Here is a 12,229-nt window from a genome sequence, read left to right as displayed (position 1 = left end):
TGTCGGTATAGCGGAGAAGTTGCGTCGCCCGTGCATGCCTGATTACTCTCAGGCATGCTCGGCTGGATTCACCTGTGATCGCGGCGCTTTCGGTTGCCCCGCGTGACGCCGGGCAGGCTTGGCGGGCTACCGGCCCTGCCCATCCTCCGTCGTCGGCCCAGGGCTGAGGCCGACTGTGGACTTGCATGTGAGCCTCACCGGCCGCGGGGACCTCGGCGGGCAGATATACCGGCAGATCAAGGACGCCGTGCTGGACGGGCGGCTGGCGCCGGGCCAGCCGTTGCCGCCTTCCCGGGAACTGGCGCGCAGGCTGGCGGTGTCGCGCAATACCGTGACCGGCGCCTACGACCGACTGGTCGCCGACGGTTTGGCCGAAAGCCGGGTCGGCGCAGGCATTTTCGTGCGCGCTATGGTCGCGCGGCAGCGGCGTCGCCCGGCCGTGCCCACATCGGTCGCGGTGGTCCACCCGTCGCCGTCGTGGATGGATATCAAGGTGCCCACGCCCGGCTTCTTCACCGACGCGCCGCCGTACGACCTACGGCCCGGCATCCCGGACGTGCGGTTGTTTCCGTATGAGGCGTGGCGGCGGTTGACCTCGCAGGCGTTCCGGGCATCATCGATCGGCACCGGAATGCCCATCGATCCGGCGGGGCTGCCCGCGCTGCGGGCGGCCATCGCCCGGCACATCGGGGTCTCGCGTGCCGTGCAGGTGACCGCGGACAACATCATCATCACGCAGGGCATCCAGCAGGCGCTGGACCTGGTGGGGCGGGTGCTGCTGCGGCCGGGCGACTGCGTGGCGATCGAGAATCCGTGCTATCCGCTTGTGCGGGAGCTGTTTCGCAGTCTCGGAGCCGACGTCGTGGGGGTCGACGTGGACGCGGAGGGCATGCGGGTCGACCTGCTGCCCGATCACACGCGGATATTATACGTCACCCCGTCGCATCAGTTTCCGCTCGGCATGCCGATGTCGGCCCAGCGCAGGCGGGCGCTGCTGGAGTGGGCGAGTAGCCGCGACGTGGTGGTGATCGAGGACGACTACGACACCGAGTTCCGATACGGTGGCCGTCCGCTCGAGCCGCTGCACAGCATCGACCCCGCAGGCCGGGTCATCTACGTGGGAACGTTCTCCAAGGTCATGCTTCCGGTGCTGCGGATCGGTTTCGTCGCCGCCCCCGCGCCGCTCTTCGCGGCATTGCGCGCCGCGAAGTACGTCACCGACTGGCATTCGCCGCAGCCCGCGCAGGCCGCGCTTCTCGGCTTCATCGAGGAAGGGATGCTGGCCAAACACATCCGGCGGATGCGCCGGGAGTACCAGGCCCGCCACGACCGGATAGTCGAACTGTTGACCACGCGCTTCGCTGACTTGCTGACGGTCATTCCGTCGGCGGTGGGCCTGCACGTGTCGGCGTGGACCCAACCCGGTGTCGACGCGGCTTCCGTCGCGGCTCACGCGCGGACGGACGGCGTCGGCATCTTCCCGATCTCCCGGTATCGCATGGGCGACGGTCCCGACGGCCTTATCGTCGGATACGGGGCCATCGCCGCGACCGACGTCGACCACGCGCTCGACCTGCTGCACACCGCGCTGGAGCGGAACCGGGCGACCGCGCAGCGAAGCCGGGACTGCCACGCCCAGCGGCGGTGCAGTTGACCGAGACCTCCAGCCTCGTAGGGCATTTCAGCGAGAAGCTGGGTCGGGCCTATCTGAACATCTGCTCGTGCCGACGATTCGACGCCGAACTTGCGCTGCGGTTCAGCGCGGACTGGTTCGGCTAGGTCCGCTCCATCGCCGCCGCGGTCCCCGGTCCTGATCGGTCGCGTCATCGACCGCATCGGTCCCCGCAAGATCATGACGGCGGGGTCCGTGCTCGCTGTCCCGCGTTGACCGCCGTCGCCACCGCGCCGAATCTCGTGGTGTTCTATGGCGGTTGGCTTGTCGCGGGCGTGGTACTTACCCGCCAGCCTTCGCGGCCCTGACCCGCTGGTACGGCACCAGCCATGTCAAAGCGCTGATGATCCTGCCCCTTGCCGCCGGACTAGCGAGCACCGTATCGCGCCACTGACCGCCGCTCTTGTGCAGCACACCGATTGGCGCGCAATCTATCTCCTGCTTGTCACCATTTTGGCGGTCGTCACGATCCCGGCCCATTGGATCGGGTTGCGCGGCCCATGGCCACAGGCACCGACGCCCCCGAACCGCGCCTACGCCAACCACGACGCCATCTCGTGTAGCCCCGCATTCCTGGCGCTGGTGGTCGCGCTGAGCCTGGGCGCGTTCACCGCGTTCGCCCGCGTATTCAATCTGGTCCCGCTGCTGCTGGAACGTGGGTTCTCTCCATCGCTGGCCGCGCTGGTTGAGTTCCGCGGCATATCCGCTAATATAAGCAAACACTTATAGAGAAGACTGTCACGCTCTTCCTGACCGATCCGGGCAGCGAGCACCGCCTGGCGGTTGTCCCGGTGTAGGGACTTCGGTCGGTTACACAGTCCCGTCGAATCCTCCTCCGCGACGCTCGTGGCCGGTCGTCGACCCGGAACGAGCACCAAGCAAGCTGGCGGTCCGGAGGTAGAAGGGGAGGCCGAGGGTTGAGTTCCGCGATATATCCGCTAACGTAAGCATCCACGAATATAAGTACAAATTTATATAGGAGACTGTCATGCCGCTACTGACCGACCCTGCCGCGATCGCCGGGCTCGTGGCCCGCGAAATCCGCACCAGCTCCCGCGACGGCGCGCCGACGAAGATCGCCGTCGCCCGGCGTGCCTACCCCACCGACCAAGCCGATCTGTGGGATGCGCTGACCAATGTCGAGCGGATACCGCGCTGGTTCTTGCCGGTGAGCGGGGATCTGAGCGTCGGCGGTCACTACCAGATCGAGGGCAACGCAAGCGGTATGGTCGAGCAATGTGAGCCACCGCAGCGGTTCGCCGTCACCTGGGAGATGGGGCCGCAAGTCTCGTGGCTGGATGTCAGCCTCACTACCACCGATGGCGGCACCCTCCTCGAGCTGGTGCACGAAGCGCATGTGGATCCCGGGCTGTGGACGCAGTTCGGACCAGGTGCCATCGGTGTCGGCTGGGATCTTGCCCTGATGGGGTTGGGTCTGCACATCTCGACCAGAGAGGAAGTCGACCAGGCTGTAGCGATGACGTTTCCGGCCACACCCGAGGGAGTCGAGTTCATCCGGGCCTCGGCCGTCAGCTGGGCGGACGCGGCGATCGCCGACGGTGATGACTCGGCGTCCGCGCACAGGGCCGCCGAGCAGACGGTGGGCTTCTACACGGTTGCGCCCGAGGAAAGTCCCGAATCCTGATGAGCGCCACTGTGGCGAGGATCTTCGAGGCACTGGGCGATCCCGTTCGCCGCTACATCCTCGAACTGGTGGCCGCCGACGAGCAGTCGGCCGGCACGATCGTCGCCGCAGTGCAACAGCGCGCGGCGATCTCCCAGCCCGGCGTCTCCCAGCACCTCAAAGTGCTACGCGATGCCGGGCTGGTGAGCGTCCGCGCCGAGGGCACTCGACGGCTCTACCTGCTCGACCGCAGCGGTCTGGACGCGGCCTGCTTGTGGCTGACCAGATTGGCCGACCCCATCGAGCAGTTCGCCCAACCACTCGACGCACTCGCTACGGAGATCGCCCGCGGTAAACGACCACGACGCGCGGCGAATTCTGGCCATTCCGTCGAGGAAGCAGCAGACCCGGACGCACGACACGCCTGACGCATCCAGGGTTTCTGAGCCCTGGAGACCCGCCCGTCAGCTCGTGACCTCCGTTGGACGTGGTGCCGACCGGAACCCGATGACGAAGCCATCACCGTCACCGCAACGCACCGAGTTCCCAGCGCTTCGGCGCCACCCGCAGACACCGGCAACGCAACCTATTGAGATTGCCGAGGCAAAGAAAGAGGAGAAATGAGCGGGAACATTCAGTTGACCAGGCCATTACTCATAAGTGGATTATTTGCTGGGCCTATTTATATCACCGTCGTAACCGTGGTTATAAAAAAGGGACTGGCTGCGCACCGGCAGGGTGGGGGTGCTGGCGTGGCGGTCCGGCACGACGGTCGGTGCATGCGTGGTGACGCCGCTGCTGGGTGCGGACGGTCGGCCCGTCGTCACTTCGACCCTGTCGATGACCGCCAAGATGCGCCGGATCGCTGCTGATCCGCGCGTCGCGCTGGCTGCGGCCGGTAGAAAACAGCATGCTCAACGTCCCGCCGTCTGTCGCGGCCGAATTGCCCATCTGCCCGCGGGCCGCGAGCCACCACCGCACGTTTCGGAGATCCCGATGACCAGAACGCATTCCGGTCGGACCCTGCGTCCGATCAAACGGACCATGCTGGTGACCGATCTCGGTTTCCTCGCCTACTGGGGTGCCACCGTCTTAGGGCTCATCAGCGTCGGCTCCGATGAGTTCCTCCAGCAATGGAATTGGTCGTTTATCGGGCTCGACCTAGCCGCAATCGGACTGGGCCTGGTCGGCCTGGCACTCGGGCCACGGCGGCCGGTCGCCCTACCGATGATCATCGTCGCGCTGCCGCTGACTTCCGCGGCCGGATTGATGGCACTCAATTTCTACCTGATCCGCGGCGAGTACAGCCTCATGTGGTGGATACCCAACCTATGGCTGTTCGCATTCCCGATCGTCGCACTGGCCAAACTGTTCCGCATACTTGCTCTCATCGAATCGGCGGACTGACACCATGAAAGAATCGCCCCTGCCCGACTCCGCTATCCCGACCCGATCCGGCACCGAAATACGTGCCAAGGTTCTGCGGCGGCATCGGATGGCGAGCAACCCGCACGGCTTCGAAATCGAGGTGGATACGACCGAACTCGTCCTGACTCGATGTGCGGCGATGTCTGGATCCGAATTTGCTTTCTTGCCTGTGCGAGCAGGCGTGCGCCGCGCACGATCGCCGCGACGCGTTGGCGACGGGGCGTGTCGACATGGGAACGGAAACGACCTGCGGTTTCGGGTGGGCGACCGGTGATCGAAGCCGATTACCAACTATAAACGGCCCCAGCGGTGATCATAAGACAACTCGAACTCCAGAGTGGAGGTCAGGGGTTCGAGTCCCCTTAGCTGGCGCAAGGGGTCTACTTACTACTTCCACCGAAAACGCCGTTTCGGGACAACGCCGATCCGAAAAGTTTTCAATTTCGTCACGACAGTAATGATCCTCGTCGTCACGGTGACTGCTGATGAACTCACCACCACGTCCGTCCGGCGTATGGACTGACTTCCAGCGCTTGCCAATTCGGAAACACGCTACTGCTGTGAAGAACAGCGAACTTGGCCAGAGGATCACCACCAGCGATGAAGTCAACAGCGTGACCTCGATCGCAGGTGCGTGGTTTCGGCCCAAATGCTCGTGACGTGACGTCTGATACCGTGAGGATGGGGAATCCGTTCGGTCACAGCGAATTTCACCCCCACAACTGCGAGCACGGCAATGTTGGAAGGTCTTCGGTCAGGTTGTCATCGACCATGACAACGACCTCCGGCGATCCGTGGGCCAGCTCATCGGGGACATTCTGGGCCTGTTCGGCCGACCCCTGATAGTCCAACCTTAGCGCACCGGATTCGATCCGGATGTGTCGCGGCCTACGCATGTCCACCACTCCCGTTCCGCTTACAGCCGAATTGCCTGGTAACGAGGGTGAATCCGCATGCGGGACCGATCCATATCGTGACCCGTTGGTCGGTATACGTTCGGTGTATATCGCACCGATGACGGGAGATCTAGGCTCGGTGCGTTCAGGGGCTCAATGCATCAAACAACCAGTTCAACCACTACGAGAGGAGACAACCAAGCGATGACTGACACAACGACCGCACTCGCCCGAGAAGCAAAGCCGCAGCGGCACAAGGTGACTGGTGACGTTCACCTGCTGCTGCGCCGAGGGACTGAAGTGCTGTTCGGCCAGCGCAAGAACACCGGCTTCGAGGACGGAGCCTGGCACCTGCCGAGCGGTCATCTCGAAGCCGACGAATCGGTGGTCGACGCCCTGATCCGCGAAGCCAGGGAAGAAATCGGCGTGGCCATCGCGCCGGAGGATGTGCACTTCAGCCACATCATGCACAACTCGTCCTCAGGCGGGCGCATAGCGTTCTTCTTCACCGTGTACACATGGCAGGGGGAGCCAACCAACCTGGAACCTGAAAAGTGCAGTGCGCTCGAATCTTTCGCGGCAGATGCACTGCCCGATCACATGATCCCCTACTGCCGCACAGCGATGGAGTGCATCGCGGCTGGCGACTCCTTCTCGGCCTACGGCTGGTAGGTCACTGTGCCTCCGTCTGGCCCGGTGATGTGCGTCAGCTACCTGGCGCAGGCGGAATTATGGACCGTGCCCGTATTCCCCCTCGCCAACCACGGAGCGGAAATCCGCACCATCGAATGGTCGGTGGCGGCTGACGGGCCAACGACAGCGGCGGTGCTCGCATCTCTGGGAGCACCGACCCTGCTGATTGCCAACGACATTGGCGACGATGAGCACGGCCGAGGGGTTGCCCGCTGGCTGGAACAACGCGAGGTCCAGCATGCCTTCGCGATCGGGCCGGATGTCGTCACACCACGAATCGTCGTGAGTGGCGACGACCAGCACACCCGCACCTGGTTCGCCCATTTGCCGGGCGTTGTCGCCAGTTTGGAGCGTGCCGACCTGTCGCCGCTGGCGGATGCGGCATTCGTTTACCTGGATTGCTACGAGCTGATCGAATCAGCTGCACTGCGCGTGATCGAGGTTGCCTGTGCCGCCGAGGTGCTCTTGTTGCTCAATCTCGGTGGCTCCGTGCTCGCGCCTGAGGTGGCAGCTGCTGTACGCGGGTACTCCAGCCTGCTGGTGCAAACGAATGTCGATGACACTGCCCACGCCGATGCGCCAGCTCTGGCCCGATCCATCTTGGACCAGACTCGTGCAGCCTGGGTGATCGTGACCGCTGGTGCCCATGGTGCCGTCGGGCTCAGTCGGTCGGAACTGGTCTCGGTGCCAGCGTTTCCGGTGGAGGTTCGACATACGCACTGCGCGGGTGCTGCCTTCACGGGTGGCCTGCTTTATGGCCTCTGGGCTGGCTGCTCCATGGGGCAAAGTATGTTGCTCGGATCGGCCAGTGGGGCACTCCGGTGTTCACGACACCAGGGTGCCCCACTGCCGACCTTGGCCGAACTGCGGGCATTAATCGCCAGTCGCCAACAGTTCGCCGCCAGCTAGAACAACCCCCACTCATCCATCCAGCCAGTTACTTCCGCGAATCGCGTACGGCTCATCTGTTTCTTCTTGGCCTCCGCTTCGGACTCATCCTTGGCCCCGAGCTGCCACCACGCCTCGTTCGTCTGCCGATCCATAACCAAGAACCGGTCCTTGACGGCTGGCCCGCGTATCACGAGCGACACCGTGAACGGCTCCGCGACTACTGCATGCACCATCGAGTGGTGCAGCGCGTAGCTGGTGCCCACCGGCTCCTCTCGAACGTGCAGCACTGGCAGCTTGTTCGGCTCCACCTGTTCGTCCAGCTCGGCGTTGCCGAACAAGTAGTGCCGGTAGTGCCCGCGCAGAATCTTGCTGGCGTAGGACCAGCGGTGATTGTGCGGGCGGTCGAAGTAGCCCGGCAGGAATACATGCAGCCGTACCCGTACTCCCGGATCGTCCCCGCTGGCCAGCACGATTTTGTCCAGGATGTCGTAGTGCTCGCACAGGTCGAGCAGCTCGGGCCGGTTGGGTAGTTCCTCCAGCCGTGCACGCACAATTCGCGGTTCGGCCGCAAGTTCGTTCAATGCCTCACGACAGTTCAGCTCGACATCGTCGATGTCGCCCCAGTCGATCCAGCGCAGATTTTCGGCGATCCGATCCATATCGTCCATTGGGTTCACTCCTCGGGCTTGGCGCTGGATTTCCACAGGCGGCAGACGGGCACAATGTCCTCGTAGGCCGTGCACGAGGACTGGCCCATCACCACCTCTTCGGCCGGACACCCGCCCATGCAGGCACCGGCTTTGCATCCGCCGCATGAGCTTTCGGCGAGGACACTGGTGAACAGCTCGAACTCGTTGGCACTGTGGTTGAGCTGCACTTGCCCGTCGACCATCTGGGCGAAGTGCAGCTCGGTGTCGAACAGGTAGGAGCAGACGTAGCAGCGGCCGTCCGGGAAGATCGAAATCCGGTCCAGTGTTCGGCCGATGCACCCCTGATAGCCCTCGGCGGCGTAGCGCTCCATCTGATCGCGCCGGGCATACGTCGGCTGGTACCACACCCTTGTCTTGTACTGGGGCGCAACATCATTGAGCGTGTCGCAGAAACTCACCCATTCCGGCGGTGTCATGGCCATCTCCGCATTGCCGTGCCCGGTGCCGATGGTCGAGAAGACGTGAAACTTCACCAGGCTCACCCCCAGGACATCCGCAATGTCGAGGAGTTGGAACACATCTCGTTCGTTGGCCTTGTTGACCGTGCAGATGATGCGAGTGTCGAACCCGCGTTCGGCCAGCTCCCGCGTGGTTTCCATGGCTTCATCGAACGTGCCCGCACCACGCACGGCATCGTGGGTCTCGCGGCTGCCGCCGTCGAGACTCACCTGTACGTAGGCGAAGTCCTCCGGCCCGAGCTGCCGGAAGCGCCGAAGTGCCGGTTTCTGAGCGTTCGTCGTGGTGATGACGTGCTCGTAGCCGAGCTGTTTGCTCAGTCGGATCACCTCGCAGTAGTGGGGGTGGAGCGTGGGCTCGCCACCGAGGATGGTCAATTTGCTCCCGCCCAGCCGACGCCACGTGGTGAGCGTGTCCACGATCTTGGGCAGCGGCATCTTCAACGCCCGGTCTAGCCGTTCGCCCATGTAGCAGTGCTCGCAGCGAAGTTGGCACGCCTCGGTGATGTAGAGGTATACGTTGCGGAAGCGGCCGTAGGCCACGCGGTCGATCCGGTCCGGCTGAGGAACGGTGGCACCGCGCGGCATGCGGGCGTGGCCGTACCCATCACTGCTCGGTTTGAGGCTGGGCATGGGCAATGGAACAGTATTCATCGTGTGGAACTCCGTGAAATAAGGAGCGGGGCAAGCAGGTTCGCCGCCCCGTCGATGGTGTTGGTGGTGTCGAGCTGAGTGAGGGCAATACCGGAGTCGGTGAAGCCTGCTCGTATACCGGCAGCCGTCTGGTGGTAGCGCTGCAACCTGGCCTTGAACAGCCGGGGCGAGTCGCCGCGCCGTGGATGCAACAAGCCACCGCAGTGGGCGCACTGCCAGGGGTCATCCCGGCTGGGTATGGCTGAAAGTCGGGGATCGCGGATGGGATCACGCTCGCACTGGTGGCACACCTTTCGGTTCTTCGCCCGCTGCTTGAGCGTCCTTGCGTCGGTTACGATTTCGATCGCCTCGATATGACCGGGTGGCGTCAACGCCCAAAGGGTGGTGAGCAGTTGGTCGACCTGGCTCGCAGAACCGGGGAAGTTGTCCAGCAGCACGGTATGCGCGTCTGGATCGGCGTGCGCGGCATCGAAGTACGAGCGCAGCGCTTCCCCGACAGTGAACTCGTCGATCCAGCCCAGTCGTTCGCTGCTGGTCGCGGTGGCGGCCAGTACGTCTGTGGGGACGTGCTCGCGCAGTCGGAAGATACGCCGCCCTGGTGCCGATCCGAGGCGCAGTGTGAGAGCGGTTTTGCCTGCGGCCGGTGGACCGAAGATGGGTACAACAAGGGACAGGGCCACGGCCTACTCCTTTCGTTTGAGGGCCTGAATGTGTCTGGTCCCCAAGCGTCGGATTTCGGCCAAAAAACCACCACGACCACGGCGAATACGCGATATACATGGAACGCATACCGATCACGGAAGCCAGTGGTAGCTTTCTCTGACCAGGGCAAACGGGGGATAAGGCAACCGTCGTGGACGATCCGGAGCGGTTCACATGACCGAAACGCCGCACTACCAGCGCTATTGCGCGCGCTGTGGCAACCGCTTGAGCCGCTACAACGCCGAATCTGTTTGTGGTGCTTGCGAAGTCATGGCACGGGGACAGCGGCACCGCCCGCCGACGCTTCCGCCGGACTTTTGGCAGACCGACCAAATGCGCGATGCTCTCGCCACCTGGCACATGGGCCGGGTCTTCTTCGCGTACCGCAACCACCCGTATCACGGACAACAGCTGCCGCAGGAACTGATGGGCAGTTGGCTCGGTATGACACAGGTGCAGATCAGTCGAATCGAAAAGGGTTCAGCGCCAGAGCAACTGTCCAAACTGACGCGGTGGGCACAGATTCTCCGAATTCCGCCCGAGTTGCTGTGGTTCAAGCTGCCCGACGACCTGCGCTCGGCAGCTGTAGCCGTCGAACCTACAAGCACGACAGGTAATAACGCGCTGGCGCTTGCCCATTGGTTAGCTGGCGATGGCACCGGCATCCCGCCGATTAGCCACAGTGACGATCTGGAGCGAGTGAGCCGGGCATTGGAGGACGCCCACCGCTACTTCGATGGCTCGGTCCTGGAGTTCTTCCGTGCTCAGCTTGCGCGTTGCAAAGCCGATGACGGTTCCCTCGGTCCAGCCGAAGCGTTGCCACTAACGCTCGCCGTGCTCGGCGCAATCCAACGGCACAGCAAGGATGTTCAGTCAGACGTGCGTCGGCAACTGCTGGCGGTTGGATCAGATGGCGCGGAATTCGCAGGCTGGCTGTACCGCGATCTCCATGACCCGGTAACGGCGACCTTCCTGTATGACCGCGCGATGGAGTGGGCGCAGGCCGCGGGCAGCCTACCCATGCAGGGATACGTCCTGCTCAAGAAATCCCAGATGGCCTATGACTCGCGCGACGCGGGGACGCTGCTCGGATTGGCGCAAGCCGCTAAAGAGGGGCCGTGGCAGCTTCCGATCCGGGTACAGGCGGAAGTTGTGCAGCAGGAAGCCTTGGGGCTCGCCATGATTGGCGAACCAGCCACTGCCGTGGAGCAAAGCCTTGGTCAGGCTCAGCACCTCCTCACCGAGGCTAACGGTGCCGACGACCAAGGGTTGGTGAGCTACTTCAACGAGAGCACGCTTCTGGTTCGCTCAGCCTGCTGCTACACCGAGGCGGGCAAGCCGCAGCGGGCCATTGAACTGTTCGGTCAGGTGCTCGCCGATGGGGGACTGTCCCGGCGCGATGCTGGTTTCTTCAGTGCTCGACAGGCAAAAGCGCTCGCACTCAGTGGCGAACCAGACGAGGCCGCCACGGTGGCAACCAAATCGGTCGCGGTGGCACGCGAGACCCGTTCGGAGCGCACGATGAATGTCGTTGTGGATGTAGTGCGGACGCTCGACCCATGGAATCACCGGCCGAATGTGCGACAGCTCCGTGAAGCCTTGATGCCGTCGCGCTAGGCCGTGAGCCAGTCCGCCGCGATGCGGATCACTTCGGCCTGGAACTCCTGGCTTTTCGGGTTGAGGTACTGCGGATCGTCATGGACGGCGAATCCGTGCTGTGATCCCTCGATTTCGATCAGCTCAACGGGTGCGGTGAATTGGGCGACGGCGGAGCGGGAACCGTCGATCGGGACCAAGGTGTCTGCGTTGCCGTGGACGATCAGGGTCGGTGCTTTGATCTCGCCGAGGACTTTGTTTGGCTTCAGCCAGAACACCTCGTTGAGCAGCGGCCGACCATGCCGCAGTGTCGGCGTGAACTGGATAGCTCCGGTTTCGTCGAGTTCTTCGGCCTTCTCGTCGCTGATGACATCGTTCGTCCAGTAGTCGCGAGTGTCGATGGTGCGCTTCTTGTAGTCGAACTGCGGATTCAGCAGCACCAACCGAGACAGATCCTCTGGGCGTTTGGCAGCGTAGTAGCCACAAATGCCACCCCCGAAGCTGGCACCGAGCAGCGCCAGGTCACTGGCACCTGTGGCGTCCTGCACAGCGGCGAGGCTGACGCGGATGTCGTTGAGGATGGTAGAGAGGGTCAGCTCCTCTTGGCGGCCTTCGCTGTCGCCGTGGCCGCGAAGGTCGAACCGCAGCGAGGCGATGCCAGCATTGGCGAGGCCGGCCGCCAGTCGGGTGAAGAAGCCGCCCTCCTCGCGGGTGACGCCACCACCATGCACCAGCACAACGGCGCGCGTCGTGGGTTGATCGGGAGTGACGAGGGTGGCTGCCAGGTACAGACCGTCGAGGGAGCGGACGCGGGTGATGGTGCTCGTCGGAACCACGGAGCCAGTCAACCAGAGCAGGCACACCGCTGCCAGACGATGATCACAATGCGAGAACCGCTTCCGCGGCCG

The 12,229-nt window shown here is 63.7% G+C and carries 14 protein-coding genes; 9 read left to right on the top strand and 5 right to left on the bottom strand.

What is annotated here, in order from left to right:
• Positions 1 to 187 precede the first annotated feature (187 nt).
• The 6 genes from ACIBJI_RS32850 to ACIBJI_RS32825 all read left to right on the top strand — a co-directional run bounded on the left by ACIBJI_RS32850 (position 188) and on the right by ACIBJI_RS32825 (position 4,703).
• Positions 188 to 1,654 carry a PLP-dependent aminotransferase family protein gene (locus ACIBJI_RS32850; RefSeq protein ID WP_397087191.1) on the top strand — a complete coding sequence of 489 codons (1,467 nt, stop codon included), beginning with the start codon at positions 188 to 190 and terminating at the stop codon, positions 1,652 to 1,654.
• Entirely contained in the window at positions 1,651 to 1,779 is a 129-nt protein-coding gene (locus ACIBJI_RS32845) for a hypothetical protein (RefSeq protein WP_397087190.1), read from the top strand. Before ACIBJI_RS32850 ends, ACIBJI_RS32845 begins: the two co-directional genes overlap by 4 nt.
• A gap of 298 nt (positions 1,780 to 2,077) precedes the next feature.
• Positions 2,078 to 2,401, top strand: a complete 324-nt coding sequence (locus tag ACIBJI_RS32840) for a hypothetical protein (protein ID WP_396956948.1) — start codon at positions 2,078 to 2,080, stop codon at positions 2,399 to 2,401.
• 259 nt (positions 2,402 to 2,660) lie between these two features.
• Positions 2,661 to 3,317, top strand: coding sequence for an SRPBCC family protein (locus ACIBJI_RS32835; protein ID WP_397087188.1), 657 nt, complete (start codon positions 2,661 to 2,663; stop codon positions 3,315 to 3,317).
• On the top strand, positions 3,317 to 3,724 hold the full coding sequence (locus ACIBJI_RS32830) for an ArsR/SmtB family transcription factor (RefSeq protein ID WP_397087186.1): 408 nt from the start codon (positions 3,317 to 3,319) through the stop codon (positions 3,722 to 3,724). Before ACIBJI_RS32835 ends, ACIBJI_RS32830 begins: the two co-directional genes overlap by 1 nt.
• 355 nt (positions 3,725 to 4,079) lie before the next feature.
• Positions 4,080 to 4,703 (top strand): DUF5360 family protein, encoded by a 624-nt coding sequence (locus ACIBJI_RS32825; RefSeq protein ID WP_397087184.1) that lies wholly within the window; start codon positions 4,080 to 4,082, stop codon positions 4,701 to 4,703.
• 731 nt (positions 4,704 to 5,434) lie between these two features.
• Here ACIBJI_RS32825 and ACIBJI_RS32820 read toward each other — a convergent pair.
• Positions 5,435 to 5,620, bottom strand: a complete 186-nt coding sequence (locus tag ACIBJI_RS32820; RefSeq protein WP_397087182.1) for a hypothetical protein — start codon at positions 5,618 to 5,620, stop codon at positions 5,435 to 5,437.
• A 156-nt stretch (positions 5,621 to 5,776) separates the two neighbouring features.
• On the opposite strand from ACIBJI_RS32820, the gene ACIBJI_RS32815 reads away from it, so the two are divergent.
• Positions 5,777 to 6,292 carry an NUDIX domain-containing protein gene (locus ACIBJI_RS32815; protein WP_397087180.1) on the top strand — a complete coding sequence of 172 codons (516 nt, stop codon included), beginning with the start codon at positions 5,777 to 5,779 and terminating at the stop codon, positions 6,290 to 6,292.
• A gap of 66 nt (positions 6,293 to 6,358) precedes the next feature.
• Positions 6,359 to 7,222, top strand: a complete 864-nt coding sequence (locus ACIBJI_RS32810) for a carbohydrate kinase family protein (protein WP_397087178.1) — start codon at positions 6,359 to 6,361, stop codon at positions 7,220 to 7,222.
• On the opposite strand, the gene ACIBJI_RS32805 is transcribed toward ACIBJI_RS32810, so the two are convergent.
• Genes ACIBJI_RS32805 through ACIBJI_RS32795 form a run of 3 tightly spaced genes read right to left on the bottom strand, consistent with a single transcriptional unit; the run spans position 7,219 to position 9,703 of the window.
• A complete protein-coding gene (locus ACIBJI_RS32805; RefSeq protein WP_397087176.1) occupies positions 7,219 to 7,872 on the bottom strand; it encodes a hypothetical protein in 654 nt (217 codons plus the stop codon). The two genes, ACIBJI_RS32810 and ACIBJI_RS32805, sit on opposite strands and share 4 nt — an antisense overlap.
• A gap of 5 nt (positions 7,873 to 7,877) precedes the next feature.
• Positions 7,878 to 9,023 carry a radical SAM protein gene (locus tag ACIBJI_RS32800; RefSeq protein WP_364352803.1) on the bottom strand — a complete coding sequence of 382 codons (1,146 nt, stop codon included), beginning with the start codon at positions 9,021 to 9,023 and terminating at the stop codon, positions 7,878 to 7,880.
• Complete coding sequence (locus tag ACIBJI_RS32795) at positions 9,020 to 9,703, bottom strand: hypothetical protein (RefSeq protein ID WP_396956957.1); 684 nt, start codon at positions 9,701 to 9,703, stop codon at positions 9,020 to 9,022. The genes ACIBJI_RS32800 and ACIBJI_RS32795 overlap by 4 nt, the downstream gene beginning before the upstream one ends.
• A gap of 196 nt (positions 9,704 to 9,899) precedes the next feature.
• Between ACIBJI_RS32795 and ACIBJI_RS32790 the strand changes: the two genes are divergently transcribed.
• Entirely contained in the window at positions 9,900 to 11,342 is a 1,443-nt protein-coding gene (locus ACIBJI_RS32790) for an XRE family transcriptional regulator (RefSeq protein WP_397087174.1), read from the top strand.
• Here ACIBJI_RS32790 and ACIBJI_RS32785 read toward each other — a convergent pair.
• Positions 11,339 to 12,157, bottom strand: a complete 819-nt coding sequence (locus ACIBJI_RS32785; protein ID WP_397087172.1) for an alpha/beta hydrolase — start codon at positions 12,155 to 12,157, stop codon at positions 11,339 to 11,341. The two genes, ACIBJI_RS32790 and ACIBJI_RS32785, sit on opposite strands and share 4 nt — an antisense overlap.
• Positions 12,158 to 12,229: the final 72 nt, after the last annotated feature.

Origin of the sequence: Nocardia sp. NPDC050408 (assembly GCF_044458905.1) — a bacterium.
Classification (GTDB): Bacteria; Actinomycetota; Actinomycetes; order Mycobacteriales; family Mycobacteriaceae; genus Nocardia.
This window is presented reverse-complemented; position numbering and strand designations above follow the sequence as displayed.

What these genes read in the sequence shown, in the direction of transcription:
- ACIBJI_RS32820 (WP_397087182.1), bottom strand. Translation starts at nt 5,620, where the DNA reads ATGCGTAGGCCGCGACACATCCGGATCGAATCCGGTGCGCTAAGGTTG.
- ACIBJI_RS32800 (WP_364352803.1), bottom strand. Translation starts at nt 9,023, where the DNA reads ATGAATACTGTTCCATTGCCCATGCCCAGCCTCAAACCGAGCAGTGAT.
- ACIBJI_RS32790 (WP_397087174.1), top strand. Translation starts at nt 9,900, where the DNA reads ATGACCGAAACGCCGCACTACCAGCGCTATTGCGCGCGCTGTGGCAAC.
- ACIBJI_RS32815 (WP_397087180.1), top strand. Translation starts at nt 5,777, where the DNA reads ATGCATCAAACAACCAGTTCAACCACTACGAGAGGAGACAACCAAGCG.
- ACIBJI_RS32835 (WP_397087188.1), top strand. Translation starts at nt 2,661, where the DNA reads ATGCCGCTACTGACCGACCCTGCCGCGATCGCCGGGCTCGTGGCCCGC.
- ACIBJI_RS32805 (WP_397087176.1), bottom strand. Translation starts at nt 7,872, where the DNA reads ATGGACGATATGGATCGGATCGCCGAAAATCTGCGCTGGATCGACTGG.
- ACIBJI_RS32830 (WP_397087186.1), top strand. Translation starts at nt 3,317, where the DNA reads ATGAGCGCCACTGTGGCGAGGATCTTCGAGGCACTGGGCGATCCCGTT.